At 69.9% G+C, this 15,709-nt stretch carries 16 protein-coding genes; 8 read left to right on the forward strand and 8 right to left on the reverse strand.

What is annotated here, in order from left to right:
* Nucleotides 1–83: 83 nt before the first annotated feature.
* Entirely contained in the window at nucleotides 84–1,238 is a 1,155-nt protein-coding gene (gene dusB / locus AQJ27_RS18465; protein ID WP_067370563.1) for a tRNA dihydrouridine synthase DusB, read from the reverse strand.
* Nucleotides 1,239–1,424: 186 nt separating this feature from the next.
* Here dusB and AQJ27_RS18470 point away from each other — a divergent pair, with 186 nt between their 5' ends.
* Nucleotides 1,425–2,870 carry an MFS transporter gene (locus AQJ27_RS18470; protein WP_067369768.1) on the forward strand — a complete coding sequence of 482 codons (1,446 nt, stop codon included), beginning with the start codon at nucleotides 1,425–1,427 and terminating at the stop codon, nucleotides 2,868–2,870.
* A 67-nt stretch (nucleotides 2,871–2,937) separates the two neighbouring features.
* On the opposite strand, the gene AQJ27_RS18475 is transcribed toward AQJ27_RS18470, so the two are convergent.
* Nucleotides 2,938–3,921, reverse strand: a complete 984-nt coding sequence (locus AQJ27_RS18475) for a helix-turn-helix transcriptional regulator (RefSeq protein ID WP_235613468.1) — start codon at nucleotides 3,919–3,921, stop codon at nucleotides 2,938–2,940.
* Nucleotides 3,922–4,022: 101 nt separating this feature from the next.
* Between AQJ27_RS18475 and AQJ27_RS18480 the strand changes: the two genes are divergently transcribed.
* From AQJ27_RS18480 to AQJ27_RS18490, 3 genes are all read left to right on the forward strand, one after another.
* Entirely contained in the window at nucleotides 4,023–5,453 is a 1,431-nt protein-coding gene (locus tag AQJ27_RS18480; protein ID WP_067369771.1) for an MFS transporter, read from the forward strand.
* A 157-nt stretch (nucleotides 5,454–5,610) separates the two neighbouring features.
* On the forward strand, nucleotides 5,611–6,126 hold the full coding sequence (locus AQJ27_RS18485) for a SigE family RNA polymerase sigma factor (protein ID WP_067369774.1): 516 nt from the start codon (nucleotides 5,611–5,613) through the stop codon (nucleotides 6,124–6,126).
* Nucleotides 6,123–7,007, forward strand: a complete 885-nt coding sequence (locus tag AQJ27_RS18490) for a hypothetical protein (protein WP_067369777.1) — start codon at nucleotides 6,123–6,125, stop codon at nucleotides 7,005–7,007. Before AQJ27_RS18485 ends, AQJ27_RS18490 begins: the two co-directional genes overlap by 4 nt.
* 104 nt (nucleotides 7,008–7,111) lie before the next feature.
* On the opposite strand, the gene AQJ27_RS18495 is transcribed toward AQJ27_RS18490, so the two are convergent.
* From AQJ27_RS18495 to AQJ27_RS18505, 3 genes are all read right to left on the reverse strand, one after another.
* A complete protein-coding gene (locus tag AQJ27_RS18495; protein WP_067369780.1) occupies nucleotides 7,112–7,981 on the reverse strand; it encodes a G1 family glutamic endopeptidase in 870 nt (289 codons plus the stop codon).
* Between the two features lie 678 nt (nucleotides 7,982–8,659).
* Nucleotides 8,660–9,040 (reverse strand): VOC family protein, encoded by a 381-nt coding sequence (locus AQJ27_RS18500; RefSeq protein ID WP_067369783.1) that lies wholly within the window; start codon nucleotides 9,038–9,040, stop codon nucleotides 8,660–8,662.
* Between the two features lie 14 nt (nucleotides 9,041–9,054).
* The gene (locus AQJ27_RS18505) at nucleotides 9,055–9,789 is read right to left on the reverse strand and encodes a transporter substrate-binding domain-containing protein (RefSeq protein ID WP_067369786.1); all 735 of its coding nucleotides are present in this window, start codon (nucleotides 9,787–9,789) and stop codon (nucleotides 9,055–9,057) included.
* A 197-nt stretch (nucleotides 9,790–9,986) separates the two neighbouring features.
* On the opposite strand from AQJ27_RS18505, the gene AQJ27_RS18510 reads away from it, so the two are divergent.
* Nucleotides 9,987–10,193, forward strand: a complete 207-nt coding sequence (locus AQJ27_RS18510) for a hypothetical protein (RefSeq protein WP_067369789.1) — start codon at nucleotides 9,987–9,989, stop codon at nucleotides 10,191–10,193.
* A gap of 38 nt (nucleotides 10,194–10,231) precedes the next feature.
* Here AQJ27_RS18510 and AQJ27_RS18515 read toward each other — a convergent pair whose 3' ends face one another.
* On the reverse strand, nucleotides 10,232–10,837 hold the full coding sequence (locus AQJ27_RS18515) for a TetR/AcrR family transcriptional regulator (protein WP_067369792.1): 606 nt from the start codon (nucleotides 10,835–10,837) through the stop codon (nucleotides 10,232–10,234).
* Between the two features lie 26 nt (nucleotides 10,838–10,863).
* The gene (locus AQJ27_RS18520) at nucleotides 10,864–11,868 is read right to left on the reverse strand and encodes an aldo/keto reductase (RefSeq protein WP_067369796.1); all 1,005 of its coding nucleotides are present in this window, start codon (nucleotides 11,866–11,868) and stop codon (nucleotides 10,864–10,866) included.
* A gap of 257 nt (nucleotides 11,869–12,125) precedes the next feature.
* Here AQJ27_RS18520 and AQJ27_RS18525 point away from each other — a divergent pair, with 257 nt between their 5' ends.
* A complete protein-coding gene (locus tag AQJ27_RS18525; RefSeq protein ID WP_067369799.1) occupies nucleotides 12,126–13,178 on the forward strand; it encodes a chitinase in 1,053 nt (350 codons plus the stop codon).
* A gap of 115 nt (nucleotides 13,179–13,293) precedes the next feature.
* Here the strand turns inward: AQJ27_RS18525 and AQJ27_RS18530 are convergent, their stop codons facing one another.
* A complete protein-coding gene (locus AQJ27_RS18530) occupies nucleotides 13,294–13,872 on the reverse strand; it encodes a TetR/AcrR family transcriptional regulator (RefSeq protein ID WP_244313871.1) in 579 nt (192 codons plus the stop codon).
* A gap of 126 nt (nucleotides 13,873–13,998) precedes the next feature.
* Here AQJ27_RS18530 and AQJ27_RS18535 point away from each other — a divergent pair, with 126 nt between their 5' ends.
* Entirely contained in the window at nucleotides 13,999–14,841 is an 843-nt protein-coding gene (locus AQJ27_RS18535) for an oxidoreductase (protein WP_067369806.1), read from the forward strand.
* A 118-nt stretch (nucleotides 14,842–14,959) separates the two neighbouring features.
* Nucleotides 14,960–15,604, forward strand: coding sequence for a GNAT family N-acetyltransferase (locus tag AQJ27_RS18540; protein WP_079065071.1), 645 nt, complete (start codon nucleotides 14,960–14,962; stop codon nucleotides 15,602–15,604).
* The last annotated feature ends 105 nt before the right edge of the window (nucleotides 15,605–15,709 follow it).

The following is a 15,709-nucleotide window of genomic DNA, read 5'->3' on the forward strand; positions in this document are numbered from 1 at the left end:
AGTCGGGTGCGGGGCCTTGGGGGCTGGTCGCGCAGTTCCCCGCGCCCCTTTCGGGGCGCTCGAGGGAGCCCCCGACAGGAGAGTCAGCCCCCGGACGTGTCCAGCTCCGCGTCCTCGCTGATGCCCGCGCAGTCGTAGGGGTCCTTGAGCCAGCCGTCCGGCAGGACGACCCGGTTGTTGCCGGACGTGCGGCCGCGCGGGCCGTCCGCGCCCGTCGGCCAGGGCTGGTCGAGGTCCAACTCGGCGAGGCCGTCGGAGAGTTCGGCGAGGGAGGACGTGATCGCGAGCCGCTTGCGCATTTCGGAGCCGACCGCGAAGCCCTTCAGGTACCAGGCCACGTGCTTGCGGAAGTCGATGACGCCGCGCGCCTCGTCGCCGATCCACTCGCCGAGCAGGGTGGCGTGGCGGACCATGACGGCCGCGACCTCGCGCAGGGTCGGGCGGGCGAAGTCGTCCTGGCGCCCCTCGAAGGCGGCCACCAGGTCGCCGAACAGCCACGGCCTGCCGAGGCAGCCGCGCCCGACCACGACCCCGTCGCAGCCGGTCTCGCGCACCATCCGCAGCGCGTCCTCCGCCGACCAGATGTCGCCGTTGCCGAGGACGGGGATCTCCGGCACGTGCTCCTTGAGGCGCGCGATGGCGTCCCAGTCGGCCGTGCCGCCGTAGTGCTGGGCGGCGGTGCGGCCGTGCAGGGCGATGGCGGTGACGCCTTCCTCGACGGCGATCCGTCCGGCGTCGAGGAACGTGATGTGGTCGTCGTCGATGCCCTTGCGCATCTTCATCGTCACCGGGAGGTCGCCCGCCCCGCTGACGGCCTCGCGCAGGATCGCCCGCAGGAGGTTGCGCTTGTACGGGAGGGCGGAGCCGCCGCCCTTGCGGGTGACCTTCGGGACCGGGCAGCCGAAGTTCAGGTCGATGTGGTCGGCGAGGCCCTCCTCCGCGATCATGCGGACGGCCTTGCCGACGGTCGCCGGGTCCACGCCGTACAGCTGGATCGAGCGCGGCTTCTCGGTCGCGTCGAAGCGGATCAGCTGCATGGTCTTCTCGTTGCGCTCGACCAGCGCCCGCGTGGTGATCATCTCGCTGACGAACAGGCCCTTGCCGCCGCTGAACTCGCGGCACAGCGTGCGGAACGGCGCGTTCGTGATCCCGGCCATGGGGGCGAGGACGACGGGCGGCTGGACGGTGTGGGGGCCGATCGACAGCGGGGTGGCGGGGGCGAGGGCGGTCGTGGACATTCCCCCATTGTCGCGTACGCGGACGGGTGCGATGACTGTGGTGACCGTCATGAACGAGTGCGGTGCGCAACAGAGGTGGGTCAGGGGATGGTCAGGGAAGGTCAGGGAGGGTCAGGGAGGGTCAGGGGAGGGTCAGGGGAGGGTCATTAGTTAGACGCACTATCGACATGGGCGTAGGCTGGAGGAATGCCCGAGCTCAGTCCCCGCCACCGGCTTCTCGTCCTCGCGATCTGCTGCATGAGCCTGCTGATCGTGAGCCTCGACAACACGGTCCTGAACGTCGCCCTCCCCTCGATGCAGAAGGAACTGCACGCGAGCGTGGCCGGCCTCCAGTGGACCATCGACGCGTACACGCTGGTCCTGGCGTCGCTGTTGATGCTCGCGGGCTCGACCGCCGACCGCATCGGCCGCCGCCGGGTCTTCAAGGCGGGCCTGGTGATCTTCACCCTCGGCTCGGTCCTGTGCTCCGTCGCTCCGAACCTGGACTCGCTCGTCGCCTTCCGCATGGTGCAGGCGGTCGGTGGCTCGATGCTGAACCCGGTCGCGATGTCGATCATCACCAACACCTTCACGGACCCGCGCGAGCGCGCCCGCGCGATCGGTGCCTGGGGTGGCGTGGTCGGCATATCGATGGCCGCGGGGCCGATCGTCGGCGGCCTGCTCGTGGACTCGGTCGGCTGGCGGTCGATCTTCTGGATCAACCTCCCGGTCGGCCTCGCCGCGCTCCTGCTCACCTGGCGTTACGTCCCCGAGTCCCGCGCCCCCAAGGCCCGCCGGCCCGACCCGGTCGGACAGCTCCTCGTCATCGCGCTGCTCGGCTCCCTGACGTACGCGATCATCGAGGCGCCCAGTTCCGGCGCCCCCCAGACCCTCGCCTTCGGCACGATCGCCGTCGCCGCGCTGCTCGGCCTGCTGTGGTACGAGCCCCGGCGCGCCGAACCCCTCATCGACCTGCGCTTCTTCCGTTCGGCGCCGTTCAGCGGGGCCACGGTCGTCGCCATCAGCGCGTTCGCCGCGCTCAGCGGGTTCCTGTTCCTCTCGACGCTCTATCTGCAGAACGTGCGCGGTCTGGACGCGCTGCACGCGGGCCTGTGGATGCTGCCCATGGCGGTCATGTGCTTCGTGTGCGCGCCGATCTCGGGGCGGCTGGTCGGCAACCGGGGGCCGCGGCTGCCCCTGCTGATCGCGGGGGTCTCGATGACCGCGAGCGGGATTCTCTTCGCCGCGTTCGAAGGCGAGACGTCGAACGTCACGCTCGTCATCGGGTACGTCCTCTTCGGCCTCGGCTTCGGCTTCGTGAACGCCCCCATCACCAACACCGCCGTCTCCGGCATGCCCCGCACCCAGGCCGGGGTCGCGGCCGCCGTCGCCTCCACCAGCCGCCAGATCGGCGGCACCCTCGGTGTCGCCGTGGTCGGCGCGGTCCTCGCCTCCGGCATCCAGGCCTCGGCGTACCGGGAGACGTTCGTGACGGCCGCCCGCCCCGGCTGGTGGATCCTCGCCGGCTGCGGTCTGGCCGTGCTCGTCCTGGGCGCGCTGACCAGCGGACGCTGGGCACGCGGGACGGCCGAGCGGACGGCACGGCAGCTGGAGTCGGCGGAGGTCCGGGACACGGTGGGCGTCCGGGCCTAGGCGCGCTCCAGGCGTGTTCGCTTCAGACCCTGTCGGCCCAGGCGTGTTCGCTCCAGGCCCTGTCGGGCTAGGCGGCTTCCGTCTCCGCCCGCAGCGCGATCTCGTGCAGCTTCCTCAGGCGTTCGCGGTTCTGCTCGTCCATGGGGGCGTACGTCACCATGCGCGCGCCCATGTCGGGGGCCAGCCACAGGTCGATGTGGTCGAGGGTGAGCGGCCCGACGTACGGGTTCAGGAACTGCTTGGTCTTGCTGGGCACGCCGCCGAACACCTCGTACCGCTCCCAGATCTCACGGAACTCCGCCGACTCCGTCCGCAGCCGCTTGACCAGCATCTTCCAGGCGGGCTCGCCGAGATGGCCGGCCATCGAGCCGCGCAGCTTGGCCGCCATCATGCGCATGGTCTCGTCCAGGAGCACGATCGACTCGCGCCACTCCGGGTGGGTGTAGACGAGGACCATGCAGTTGCGGTCCTCGGGCGGTACGGCGTCGAGGTCGCGCATCATCAGCCGGGCGTACGTGCGGTTGTACGCCAGGATGTCGTAGCGGCTGTTCTGGATGCAGGCCGGGACTGGCTCCAGCTGGGTCAGCACCTCTAGCAGGGCCGGGGTGATGGTCGGGCACCGCGCGGCGGGCGTGGGGTCGACGGCTCCGGCCAGCCGGAAGAGGTGGGCGCGCTCGCTGGAGTCGAGCAGCAGGGTGCGGGCCAGGGCGTCGAGAACCTGTTCGGAGACCTGGATGTCGCGGGCCTGTTCCAACCAGGTGTACCAGGTGACGCCGACGGCGGAGAGCTGCGCGACCTCCTCGCGGCGCAGGCCCGGCGTGCGCCGGCGGCGGCCACGGGGCAGTCCGACCTGCTCCGGCGTGATGCGCTCACGGCGGTTGCGCAGGAAGGTGGCGAGCTCGTGCCGCCGGATCTCGCTGCCGCGGGGGGCGGCGGTGCCGTGCGGCTCGGGGTCCACCGGCCGGGGAGAAGTCACGGACACAGCCCGCTGAGCAGGGTCCATGGCCTCCACGGCCCGGGGAACGGTGCTCTCCTGCGTCATCGTCGTCATGCCTCCAGCCTGCCGGTCGCCGGAACCTGTTGCCAGGTAGTGCTTCTACCAGGATAAGGACACTCTGGTACCAGTCTGAGGTCAGGAGAAGTCTGGAGGACGTGACCGAAACCGGAACCCTCAGGACTCCAGTCCGCTCGCCCTCCGCAGCACCCGTGCTCAGCGGCCTCGGCCTCTTCACCGTGCTGCTCGGAGCGGCACTGCCCCTCATCGACTTCTTCATCGTCAACGTAGCCCTCCCGACCATCGGCCGGGACCTGAACGCGAGCGAAGCCGTCCTCGAACTCGTCGTCGCCGGGTACGGAGTCGCGTACGCCGTCCTGCTCGTCCTGGGCGGCCGCCTCGGCGACCTCTTCGGGCGACGCCAGTTCTTCCTCGGCGGCATGGCGGCCTTCGGCCTGACCTCCCTGGCGTGCGGGCTCGCGCCCAGCGCCTGGACGCTGGTGGCGGCGCGCGTGGCGCAGGGCGCGGCGTCCGCGGCGATGCTCCCGCAGGTGCTCGCCACCATCCAGGCGGCGACGGCGGGCCCGCGCCGCGCCAAGGCCATGGGCCTGTACGGGGCCACGGCCGGTCTGTCCATGGTGGCCGGACAGATACTCGGCGGCCTGCTCGTCGCGGCGGACATCGCGGGCACCGGCTGGCGCGCGGTGTTCCTCGTGAACGTGCCCGTCGTGATCCTCGGCCTGATCCTGGCCACGCGCGCCGTCCCCGAGACCCGCTCGCAGCACCCGGAGCCGATCGACACCCCCGGCACGGTGCTGCTCGCCGTGTCCCTTCTCGCGCTCCTGGCCCCGCTCACCGAGGGCAGGGCGGCGGGCTGGCCCCTGTGGACCTGGCTGTCGCTGGCGCTGTTCCCCCTCGCGGCCGCGGCGTTCTACTTCGTCGAGCGCCGGGAGGACCGCCAGGGCCGTACGCCCCTGGTGCCGCCGAGCCTGTTCGCGCTGACCTCGCTCCGCCGGGGCCTGATCATGATCGTGCCGTTCTCGATCGGCTTCAGCGGCTTCATGTTCGTGATAGCGGTGGCGCTGCAGCGGGGTGCGGGCCTCGGCCCGGTCCCGGCGGGCCTGGCCCTGGCGCCGATGGCCGCGGTCTTCTTCGTCGTCTCCCTCTGCGGCCCCCGGCTGATCGCCCGCTACGGCACCCGGGTCGTCACGGCGGGCGGGCTGATCCAGGCGGTGGGCGTGGCCCTCATCGCGCTGGCCGCCTGGCGGTCCTGGCCGGACCTGGGCGTGTGGCAACTGCTGCCGGGCGCGGCGGTCGCGGGCGCGGGCCAGGCGCTCCAGCTCCCCGTCCTGATCCGGATCATCCTCTCCGAGGTGCCGTCCGCGCGGGCCGGCGTCGGCAGTGGCGTCATGGCCACCACCCAGCAGTCGGCCCTCGCCGTCGGCGTCGCCACCCTGGGCACCCTCTTCCTGTCCCTCGCCTCCAGCGACGGCATGCGGGACGCCCTCGTCACCACCCTCCTGGTCCAACTGGCGGGCGTGGCCCTGACGACGGCCCTGAGCCTGCGGCTGCCGCGCACGATCAGCTGAGCTGTGGGTGCGGTTGAACCAGTTGGAGCATCCGTTGAGTTCGCGGACGCGTGCAACCCTGGGCGCCCCGGGTTCCGTGTAGGGCGTAGCGAGACGCGGACCCGGGTCGGCCCGGGCCCAACGCAGCCGACACCTGGAGCATGAGACGAGGAAGAGCGTGACCGATCATCCCCGCGAGACCGACTTCCGTGCCTGGGTGCTTGAGCATCGAACGCGCCTGCGTACGACGGCGTTTCTGCTCTGCGGTGACTGGTACCTCGCCGATGACCTCGTGCAGGACGCGCTCGGACGGCTCTACTCCAGGTGGGGCAAGGTGGTGGCAGCCGGTGATCCGCGCGCGTACGTCCGTCGGATCCTGTGCAATCTCCACACCGACTACCGGCGTCGACCGGCCAGACGTGAGATCAGCGAGGCGGATGTGAGCACGTTGCGCTCACCCCCGCAGACCAGCATGGACGAGCGTGACGACGATCTGATCGCCGCCCTGCTGACGATCCCGGCCGGCCAGCGGACCGTGCTCGTCCTGCGCTTCTTCGAGGATCTGTCCGTCGAGCAGACCGCGGCCCTGCTCAAGACGAGTCCGGGCAACGTCAAGAGCCAGACAAGCCGCGGCCTGGAGGCTCTGCGCTCCGCGCTCCGGACACAACCGACCAAGATCGAGGGAGCATCGTGAATCCTGACAAGACGCCAGAAGAACTCGCCTCGCGTATCGCGTCCATCAGCATCAGTGCTCCTGCCGACCGCGTCGACATCGACGAGGTGGTCCGCGTGGGGACGAGGCGGCGCTGGCGTCGACGGCTCGCCGTCGCCGGCGTGTTCGCCTGCGTCGTGGCCGTCGCCGGATCGGTGGCCGTCGCGACGCAGGGGGACCACGGCAGGAGCAACACCATGGCTACTCCCAGCTTCCGCAGCGCGGCCCTGACCGCCGAAGGCCTCGGCGGGCGATGGATCGCTGTCCGGATCGACGGTCGCGACGTCTCGTCGTGGCGCGACGTCAGTGGCATGCCGGCGAACGTCATCATCGGCGCCGACGGGGCACCGAACGCATGGCAGGTGAACAGGGCCTGCGGCCCGCTGGCCGGCGGCAGCTTCACTCTGCATGCGGACGGCTCGTTCACCGCCGTGTCGCCGCCGCCGCAGTTCCAGCCCTGCCCGATGCTCACCACGCCTCCTCCCGACCTCCTGGACGCGGTCGCGCGTACCGCTTACGTCGCCGTGGACGAGCCGGGTGACTCGGCCGCCCGAACGCTGCGGTTCCTGGACAGTCACCACCGGCTCATCGCACTGTGGCGCGAGGACACCACGACGACGTCAGGCGCCGCCGTGTGCAAGAAGGCACTCGGACGCAAGTCCACCTCCGACGGCACCTTCACCACCGTCGAGCGGGTCCGCGCGAAGCACCTGGCCGCGACGAACGCCAAGCCCGAGGACGTTCTGCCCGACGTTCCCGGCGGCACCGTCGCCGTCTACTGCTCGACCACCGAGACAGGTTCGCCCGTCAGGTACGCGGTCACGGCCGACGGCCACAAGGTGCGGCTCAGCCCGGCCAAGTAGCCGGCCGCGCGCGAGTTTCGCCCACTCGCGAGTTTCGCCCACTCGCGGGTGTCGCCGGGAGCACACGGCGGCTCCCGGCGACACCCGGTACGGCTGGCCCGACGCTAGGAGCAGCGCTTCCAGGTCTGGTAGAACGCGGTCGAGCTGGAGCGGGTGTCGGTGAACATGGCGGCACCGGACGCGGCGCCGTTGGTGGTCAGCTTCACCTCGGTGGTCGGCAGCGCGAAGAGGTTCTTGGAGGTGCTGCCGTACCTGGCACCGGCGGCGCTGAGCGTCTGCCGGCTGAACTTACGCAGTTTGAAACCGAGCGGCCGTTCCGTGATGTAGTCCGCGGTCGTCCCGTCGTAGTACGACGAAAGACCGGACACGGTGACGGGTGTCCAGCCGGATCCGGCGGTCCGGTCGTACCAGTGGAACACGACCTTTCCGGAGCTGTAGGTCATGTACTGCGAGATGACGTGCCCGGTCTTCGTCGTGTGCCCGATATAGACGGGCGGGTTCGGGTGCGCGGGGTTGAGGTACTCGTACCACAGCGAGGCACCCTGGGTGGCCGTGGTCGACGAGCCCGAGACGAAGCCCTGCTGGATCAGCTTGCCGGTGTGCCAGCCACCGACGCCGATCCACGGGGCTGCCACCGCGGTGCTGTTGGAACCGCAACTCGCGGAGTAGGTGGGGATGTTCTGATCGTCGTAGACCTCGTTGTAGTTGGAGTGGCCGGTGGCGACATAGCCACCCCAGTTACTGCTGTAGGCGAATCGCAGTGCCGACCTGCCGGACGGCCCCAGGCACGGCACCGACGGGATGGTCTCGCGGTACCCGTTGTACTTCGCCCGCCATGCCGCCAGCGCCTTCGCGTTGTTCGGGGCGTCGAAGCCGTAGGCCCGCGCCGCCGCGGGCGGCGCTGTCTGCGGCCGGAACCCCTGGGGCGGAACGATCGTCGTCATGGTCGCGCCGCCCGGCAGACGGTAGGTCAACTCCTTCCCCGCTGCGGCTCGTACGGCTTGAGCAGCCGACGCGGACACGGTCTTCCCGTCCGCCCCGACGAGACGCGTCTGCGTGGCGCTGAGAGTTCTGCACCCCTTGGCCGGCGCGGAATCGGCCCCCGGTGCGGCGTTCGCGGGCGTCGCGACAAAAGCGGCGGCCGCGACCACCATCGAGCTTGCGACAACTAAGACTTTCCGGACACGAGAGCTTGCAGTTGCCCGAGAGGGCTTCATGTTGCTCCTTCGGTGTAGGAAGAGAACACCAGCGGCCGGGGCGCCTGCGCGCCGCACTCGCTCGCCGATGTCGACAGGGACCAGCCCGGCGTGACACACGCACCCTCGGCCGCAGCCGTGCGTGTCGTCTTGGCGCTGGTGGCCGAACCGCCGATGGCGGTCACGACCTAATGGCTGGAATCCCTGCGGTCCCGAAGCCCATACCGACGATGAACAGACTGTTCACGCCACCCAACCCCCGTCGTGTGCATGAAACTTGCCGCACTCGTGTGACTCGTCGGAGTCGTGCGGTGGATGCATCCTATGAAGCGGCAGGGAAAACACATGGCCGCCTTTAGTAAACTTGTTCCCATCTTTCCCCGGGCGAGGCACATGTCCGTCGACGCCCGTCACCCACTTCGGCACCGTCCGCCCCACCGCCATGGCTACGGCTTCTCAGTGCCGGACCAGACAGAAGGGATGTCCTGCCGGATCGGCGTAGATGTGCCAGCCCCGCCCGTCGGAGACGTCGAGCGGTGTCGCACCCAGAGCCAGGACCTGTTCCCGCGCCCCGTCCAGATCGGGGACGCTGAAGTCCAGGTGGAACTGCTGGGGGCGGGCGGGATCGGGCCACTGCGGAGGCCGGTACTCCGTGGCCGGCACTCGCTGGAAGGCGAGCACGAGACCGGACGGCGTGTGCAACGTCGACCAGGTCTCGCCGAGTGCCCAGCGCGGGTCGGGCCGGTTGACGGTGCCGCCGAGCAAGGCCTCGTAGAACTCGGCGAGTCGGAGCGGCTCGGGGCAGTCCAGCACCACGCACTGCAGTTCGGCGATCACGTGCCGATCCTAGGTCAGCTCCCAGGGCGGGCGAGCGGGGCGGCCAGGGTCTCCGGCTGGTGGGCGCGGCGTAGGGCGTTCGCGACGAAACCGTTCGCCTTCAGTTCCTCGACGAGGTCGTGGAGGAAGCGGACGGTCTCGGGGTGGCGGGTCCTCGTCGTGCCGACCGCTTGGCGGATCTGCATGAACCGGTCCTCGATCAGGCGGAGTTCGGGGTGTGCCGCGACGAACTCGGTCATCGGCTGCCTGATCCCGGCCGCGACCTCCAGCCCCTCGGCCCCGAACGCCTCGACGCCGTCCTCCCCGCGCACCACGCTCGCGTGCCGAAGCGTGCGGGAGAGGAAGAGGTCGTAGGCGGACCCGCGCTTCACACCGATCCGTACGCCGGGACGGTCGACCTCGGCGACGGTCGTCAGGTCCGAGTCACGGGGGACGGCGTACACGCCCTCGATCACGACGTACGGCGCCGTGAACGCGACCTCGGCCTCCCGCGCGGGCTCGACGGCCAGGAAGCACAGATCGGCACGGCCCTCTGCCATCGCCTCGTACGACTTGCGGGCCGCGTCGAAGCAGAGGAGTTCCACGGGGACGTCGAGGCGGGCGGCGATCTCCCGCGCGAGGTCGACGGTGATGCCGGCCGGAGCCTCCGGTGTGCCCTGGGCCAGCACCGGATTGCCCAGGTTGATCGAGGCCCGCAGGGTGCCGTGGGGCGCGAGGTCCTTGGCGATGGCGGGAGTTCCGGTCGTCATGAGCGGAGTCTAGATCGGGGGGTTCGGCAGCGCGCAGGGTGGGCGGGCGGCGACGGATCGTGATCGCGTACGACCACGCGGTGAACTCGCGGCCGAAGAACCCCCGTTGATCTTCCCGATGCTGCACACTCCTTGCTGCGAAAGGCTTGCCGCCAACGCCTTGCCGGGCAAGCGGAGCGGTAACACCTGGAGGTGTCATGCTGCAGATCAACACGAGCAAGGTAAGCCGCTGGGACCAGCACGGCCGCGAGCACGTCGTCCATGTCCAGCGCACCGGTGTACAGCGCACGATCAGATGCGACACCTGCGGCTGGCGCAAGGGCGCGCAGTTCCTGCCGTGGCTGAAGGCGGAGGAACACCTCGCCGAGGCGCATCAGGCGACGGTGGACCCGACGGAGGGATAGTCCTCCACCGGGTCCACCGGTCCGCCGGGACCGGGGATTCAGTCGATACGGCGGCGCAGTCCGCGCAGGACGAGGGTGACGACGGTCGTGAACTCGGCCTCGATGCCCGGCTGTTCCCACTCGTGGGCGTAGGCGGGGTCGTGGAAACGGTTCGTGGCGTGGAAGACGGCGCGGGCCGTCGCGACGGAGTCGCCGTCCACGGTCATGAAGTCGCCCTCCATCACGCCGCGATGAATGATGTCCGAGAGCTGGTCGACCAGCTCGGCGACATGCTCATCGACCACCGCGCTCGCCTCGTCGAGCAGCACCGAGTACGTGGCGAACAGCTCGGGATCGTCACCCGCCTTGTGCCGCTTTGCGGTGAACAGCGTCGCCAGCCAGTGCTCGAGCGCCTCCGGGGGCGGCGAGGACGACGGCCTGGCGATCTCCGCGAGTATCTGCGACGTACGGTCCAGCCAGCGCTTCGTGACCGCCTCCCGCAGCGCCGCCTTCGTACGGAAGTGACGGTAGACGCTGCCGTGGCTCACGCCGAGCGCGCGGGCCACGTCCACCACGGTGGCCTTCGCGGGGCCGTGGCGGCGCAGCGCCTCCTCGGTCGCCTCGAGGATGCGCTCGGCGGTCAGTGCTTCGGTGGTCGGTGCCATGTCGAAAACCGTACCTGGCGGCACTGTCAGCGGTCGGTGCCGAGATGCGACATCTGCGCCGCCGGGTAGCGGTCGCCCGCGGCGGCGTCCGCCGGCACGGCCTGCTCGATCGCGGCGAGGTCGGCGTCGTCGAGCGTGACGTCCAGCGCGCCGAGCGCCTCCGTCAGCCGCTCCCGGGTCCGCGCACCGACCAGCGGCACGATGTCCTCGCCCCTCGACAACACCCACGCGATCGCGATCTGCGCCACGCTGACGCCCTTCTGCTCGGCGATCTTCCGCAGTGCCTCGACGAGGGAGAGGTTGTGCTGGAGGTTCTCGCCCTGGAAGCGGGGGCTCATGGAACGGAAGTCGGTCGGGGCCAGCTGCCGGTCGGCCGTGAAGTGGCCGGAGATCAGCCCGCGGGACAGCACGCCGTACGCGGTGATCCCGATGCCCAGCTCACGGGTGGTCGGCAGGACCTCGTCCTCGATGCCGCGTGAGATCAGCGAGTACTCGATCTGAAGGTCTGAGATGGGAGCGGTGGCGGCGGCCCGGCGGATGGTGTCGGCGCCGACCTCGCTCAGGCCGATGTGCCTGACGTGCCCCTTCTCCACGAGTTCGGCGATCGCGCCGACCGTCTCCTCGATCGGGACGTTCGGGTCGAGCCGCGCGATCCGGTACACGTCGATGTGATCGACGCCCAGGCGCTGCAGCGAGTACGCGGCGAAGTTCCGCACCGCGGCGGGTCGGCCGTCGTATCCGGACCAGCCGCCGTCCGGGTCGCGCAGGGCGCCGAACTTGACGCTGGTCAGCGCCTGCTCGCGCAGGGCCGCCGGAGCCGCGCGCAGGGCCTCGCCGATCAGCATCTCGTTGTGGCCCATGGCGTAGAAGTCGCCGGTGTCGAGGAGCGTCACGCCCGCCTCGAGGGCGGCGTGGATGGTCGCGATGGACTCGGCGCGGTCCGCCTCGCCGTACAGCGCGGACATGCCCATGCAGCCGAGGCCGAGGGCGGAGACCTGGGGGCCGGTGGTTCCGAGGGGGCGGGTTTGCATGAGGACTCCATGGTGTCCCTTGAAGGATTGGTGCCCTTTCACGATGGCATGACAGATGACAGATTTCAATATCTGTCATCTGTCATCTGTCACCTGATATCTGTCACCGGTTATCCGTCACCGGTTATCCGTCATCCGTCATCCGCCACCAGTCACCCCTCACCCCACTTTGGTCCAGACCTATTGACGACAGGTCTGGACCGCAGGCACTGTCATGCCTACGACACCTCACCGCACCCCCCACCGGGAGGCCTCGCATGATCCGTCGGAAGCTGCGCCTGTTCGCCCTCGCACTCACCGCAGCCGTCCTCGCCCCACTGTCGGTCGCCACCGCCCCCACCGCATCCGCCGCCGACACCTGCGCGGTGAAGTCCCGCCCGTCCGGGAAGGTTCTCCAGGGCTACTGGGAGAACTGGGACGGCTCTTCCAACGGAGTGCACCCGCCGTTCGGATGGACGCCGATCACCGACTCCCGTATCGCCGCGCACGGCTACAACGTGATCAACGCGGCGTTCCCGGTCATCCGCTCCGACGGCACGGCGCTGTGGGAGGACGGGATGGACGCCGGTGTGAAGGTCGCGACGCCGGCGGAGATGTGCGCGGCCAAGGCGTCCGGGCAGACGATCCTGCTGTCGATCGGCGGGGCGGCGGCGGGCATCGACCTCAGTTCCTCCGCCGTCGCCGACAGGTTCGTCGCGACGATCGTGCCCATCCTGAAGAAGTACAACTTCGACGGTATCGACATCGACATCGAGACGGGCCTGGTCGGCAGTGGCAGCATCGGCCAACTCTCCACGTCCCAGGCCAACCTGACCCGGATCATCGACGGCGTGCTGTCGCAGATGCCGGCCAACTTCGGACTGACCATGGCGCCGGAGACCGCGTACGTCACCGGTGGCAGCATCACGTACGGCTCGATCTGGGGCGCGTATCTGCCGATCGTCAAGAAGTACGCGGACAACGGGCGCCTCTGGTGGCTGAACATGCAGTACTACAACGGCAGCATGTACGGATGCTCCGGCGACTCCTACTCCGCGGGCACCGTTCAGGGCTTCACCGCGCAGACCGACTGCCTGAACAAGGGGCTGGTCGTGCAGGGCACCACCATCAAGGTGCCTTATGACAAGCAGGTCCCGGGTCTGCCCGCCCAGTCGGGCGCCGGCGGCGGCTACATGTCACCGAGCCTGGTCTCCCAGGCGTGGCGGCACTACGGCACCGGCCTCAAGGGTCTGATGACCTGGTCGATCAACTGGGACGGCTCGAAGAACTGGACCTTCGGCGACAACGTCAAGGCGCTGCAGGGCCGTTGAGAGCCAGGGCGGCTCGGGGAGCAGTCCACCGAGCAGCCCACTGAGCAGTCCACTTCCGACGCACCGCCGCCGATCTCAGCGTGCCACCGCGGTTCTCAGCACGCCCCCGCGGATCTCAGCGCGCCGCCGCAGTGAAGCCCGGAAGGGTGAGGGTGAGCCAGCGTTCGCGGACCTCGCGCGGCTGGTCGAGAGGAGCGGTGGCCAGCAGGAGGTAGAAGTCGGCGACGGTGACGTCCGAGTGGAGGTCACCGTCCGCCTGGCCGGCGGTGATGAGCTCGGTCAGCGCGGCGGCCGCGCGCGTGTCGTTCTCGGGCGCGTACGAGGCGCCGACTCCCTGCGCGGCGGCCTTCACCGCGTGGTCCTGGGCCGCGGCCTCGATGACGCGGGAGACGAGCGCGGTGAGCTCGGTCATGGCGTGCTCCCCCGCCCGCACGCGATCCGCCGCCTCTTCCACGGCGAGGGTCATCCGCTCGACATGCCGGGACAGGACCGCGCCGACGAGATCGGTCTTCGTGGGGTAGTGCCGGTAGAGCGTGCCCACCGCCACTCCCGCAGCCTCGGCGATCGCGTCCATGGGTACCTCGGGGCCGTGCCGGGTGATCAGCAGGTGCGCCGCGTCGAGGATCTTCTTGCGGTTGCGGACCGCGTCGGCGCGCAGCGGCCGGGCCTGGGTCATCGTGCCCTCCAGTCTCATCGAGGAGTCAAGCCTATGCGGTTCGCTTGCAGGAAAGTGAACCATGATTCATGATGAAGGTGAGCCATGGTTCATCTTCACCTGGCGTTCCCCGCCCCGCGAGGGGCCGAATCAAAGGTTTGCCCCATGTCCAGCAAGGTCGCCCTGGTCACCGGTGCCTCCTCCGGTATCGGTGAAGTCACCGCACTCAAGCTCCAGGAGCTCGGATACACCGTGTACGGCGCCGCCCGCCGGGTGGAACGCATGTCCCGGCTCGCCGAGGCGGGCGTCCACGTCCTGCCCATGGACGTCACCGACACCGCCTCGATGCAGGCGGGTGTCGACGGGATCATCGCCGAATCGGGCCGTATCGACGTCCTGGTGAACAACGCGGGGTACGGGTCCTACGGGGCCATCGAGGACGTGCCGCTGGACGAGGCGCGGGCCCAGTTCGAGGTCAACATCTTCGGTGCCGCCCGTCTGATCCAGCTCGTGCTGCCGCACATGCGGGCGCAGCGGAGCGGCACGATCGTCAACATCTCGTCCATGGGCGGCAAGATCCACACCCCGCTGGGCGGTTGGTACCACGGGACCAAGTTCGCCCTCGAAGGGCTCAGCGACTGCCTGCGCATGGAGCTCAAGCCGTTCGGCGTCGACGTGGTCATCGTCGAGCCCGGGGCCATCAGGACGGAGTGGGGCGGCATCGCCGCGGACAACCTGCGCAAGACCTCCGGCGACACCGCGTACGCCGTGCAGGCCGAGGCGATGGCCGAGTCCCTGGGGTCCGAGAGCACCGCCCGCCGTAGCTCCCCGCCCTCGGTCATCGCCGACACCGTCGCCAAGGCCGTCACGGCTCGCCGCCCCAGAACCCGGTACGCCGTCGGTTTCGGGGCCAGGCCCCTCATCTTCCTGCGCCGCGCCCTGCCCGACCGCGCCTACGACGCGCTCGTCGCCCGCGCCATGGGCACACCGACCGGCGCCCGCCGCTAGGGCCTCTCCGACCACTGCCCGAGTCAGAGATTCCTCGGCGGTTCTCTCCACTCGCAGCGGGCCGGGCGGGGACAGAAATGACTGGTCCACCGGTCCCTGTGGTCGGTAGCCTCCGGCCATGATCGAGGACGGGGCAAGGGTTGTGGACGGGCGCGTCGCCGGGGAGCAGGGGGAGGGCGGGGAGGCGGAATCGCCTCGGGAGGTCTGCTGGCGGGGTAGGGGCGTCGCCTTCGCGCCGCTCGACGTCGACGACGCGGAGCTGATCCATGGGTGGCGTTCCGACCCCGTGGCCGCCAACGAAATCGGCATCTGGCCGCGTTCCCTTTCCGCCGTGCGCGAGCGCATCGAGCGCGACCGCGACGAGCACGACCGCGACGACTTCCTCGTCCTGCTCCCCGACGGCACGCCGATCGGCCACATCGCCCTGACAGACCAGGACATGGTGGACGGCACAGCCGAGATCATGCTGCTTCTGGACCCCGACCACCGGGGCCGGGGCCATGGCACGGACGCCGTTGACGCGCTGGTCGACCTCGCCTTCGGTGAACTGCCCATGCACCGTGTCCAGGCGGTCACCCACACCACCAATACAGGGGCCCTCGGCGTCCTGGCCAGGGCAGGGTTCGTTCAGGAGGGGGTGCGCCGCTCCGCCTGCCTGCACCGGGGCCGCCGATACGACGTCGCGGTGCTGGCCCTGCTCCGGGACGAGTGGCAGGAGTTCACCCGACCCCGGTCCTGGGACGCGCTGATCACCGGCCAGTGACCTGGGCCAGGGATTCCTTGGACTCAGGTCACTGGGACCTGTTCGGCCGCCAGGACCTGTCCGGCTACTTGGAGCTGTCCGGCCGCCAGGGCCTGTCTCTCGGAT

The sequence above is a fragment of the Streptomyces olivochromogenes genome (assembly GCF_001514115.1).
Taxonomy (GTDB): Bacteria; Actinomycetota; Actinomycetes; order Streptomycetales; family Streptomycetaceae; genus Streptomyces; species Streptomyces olivochromogenes.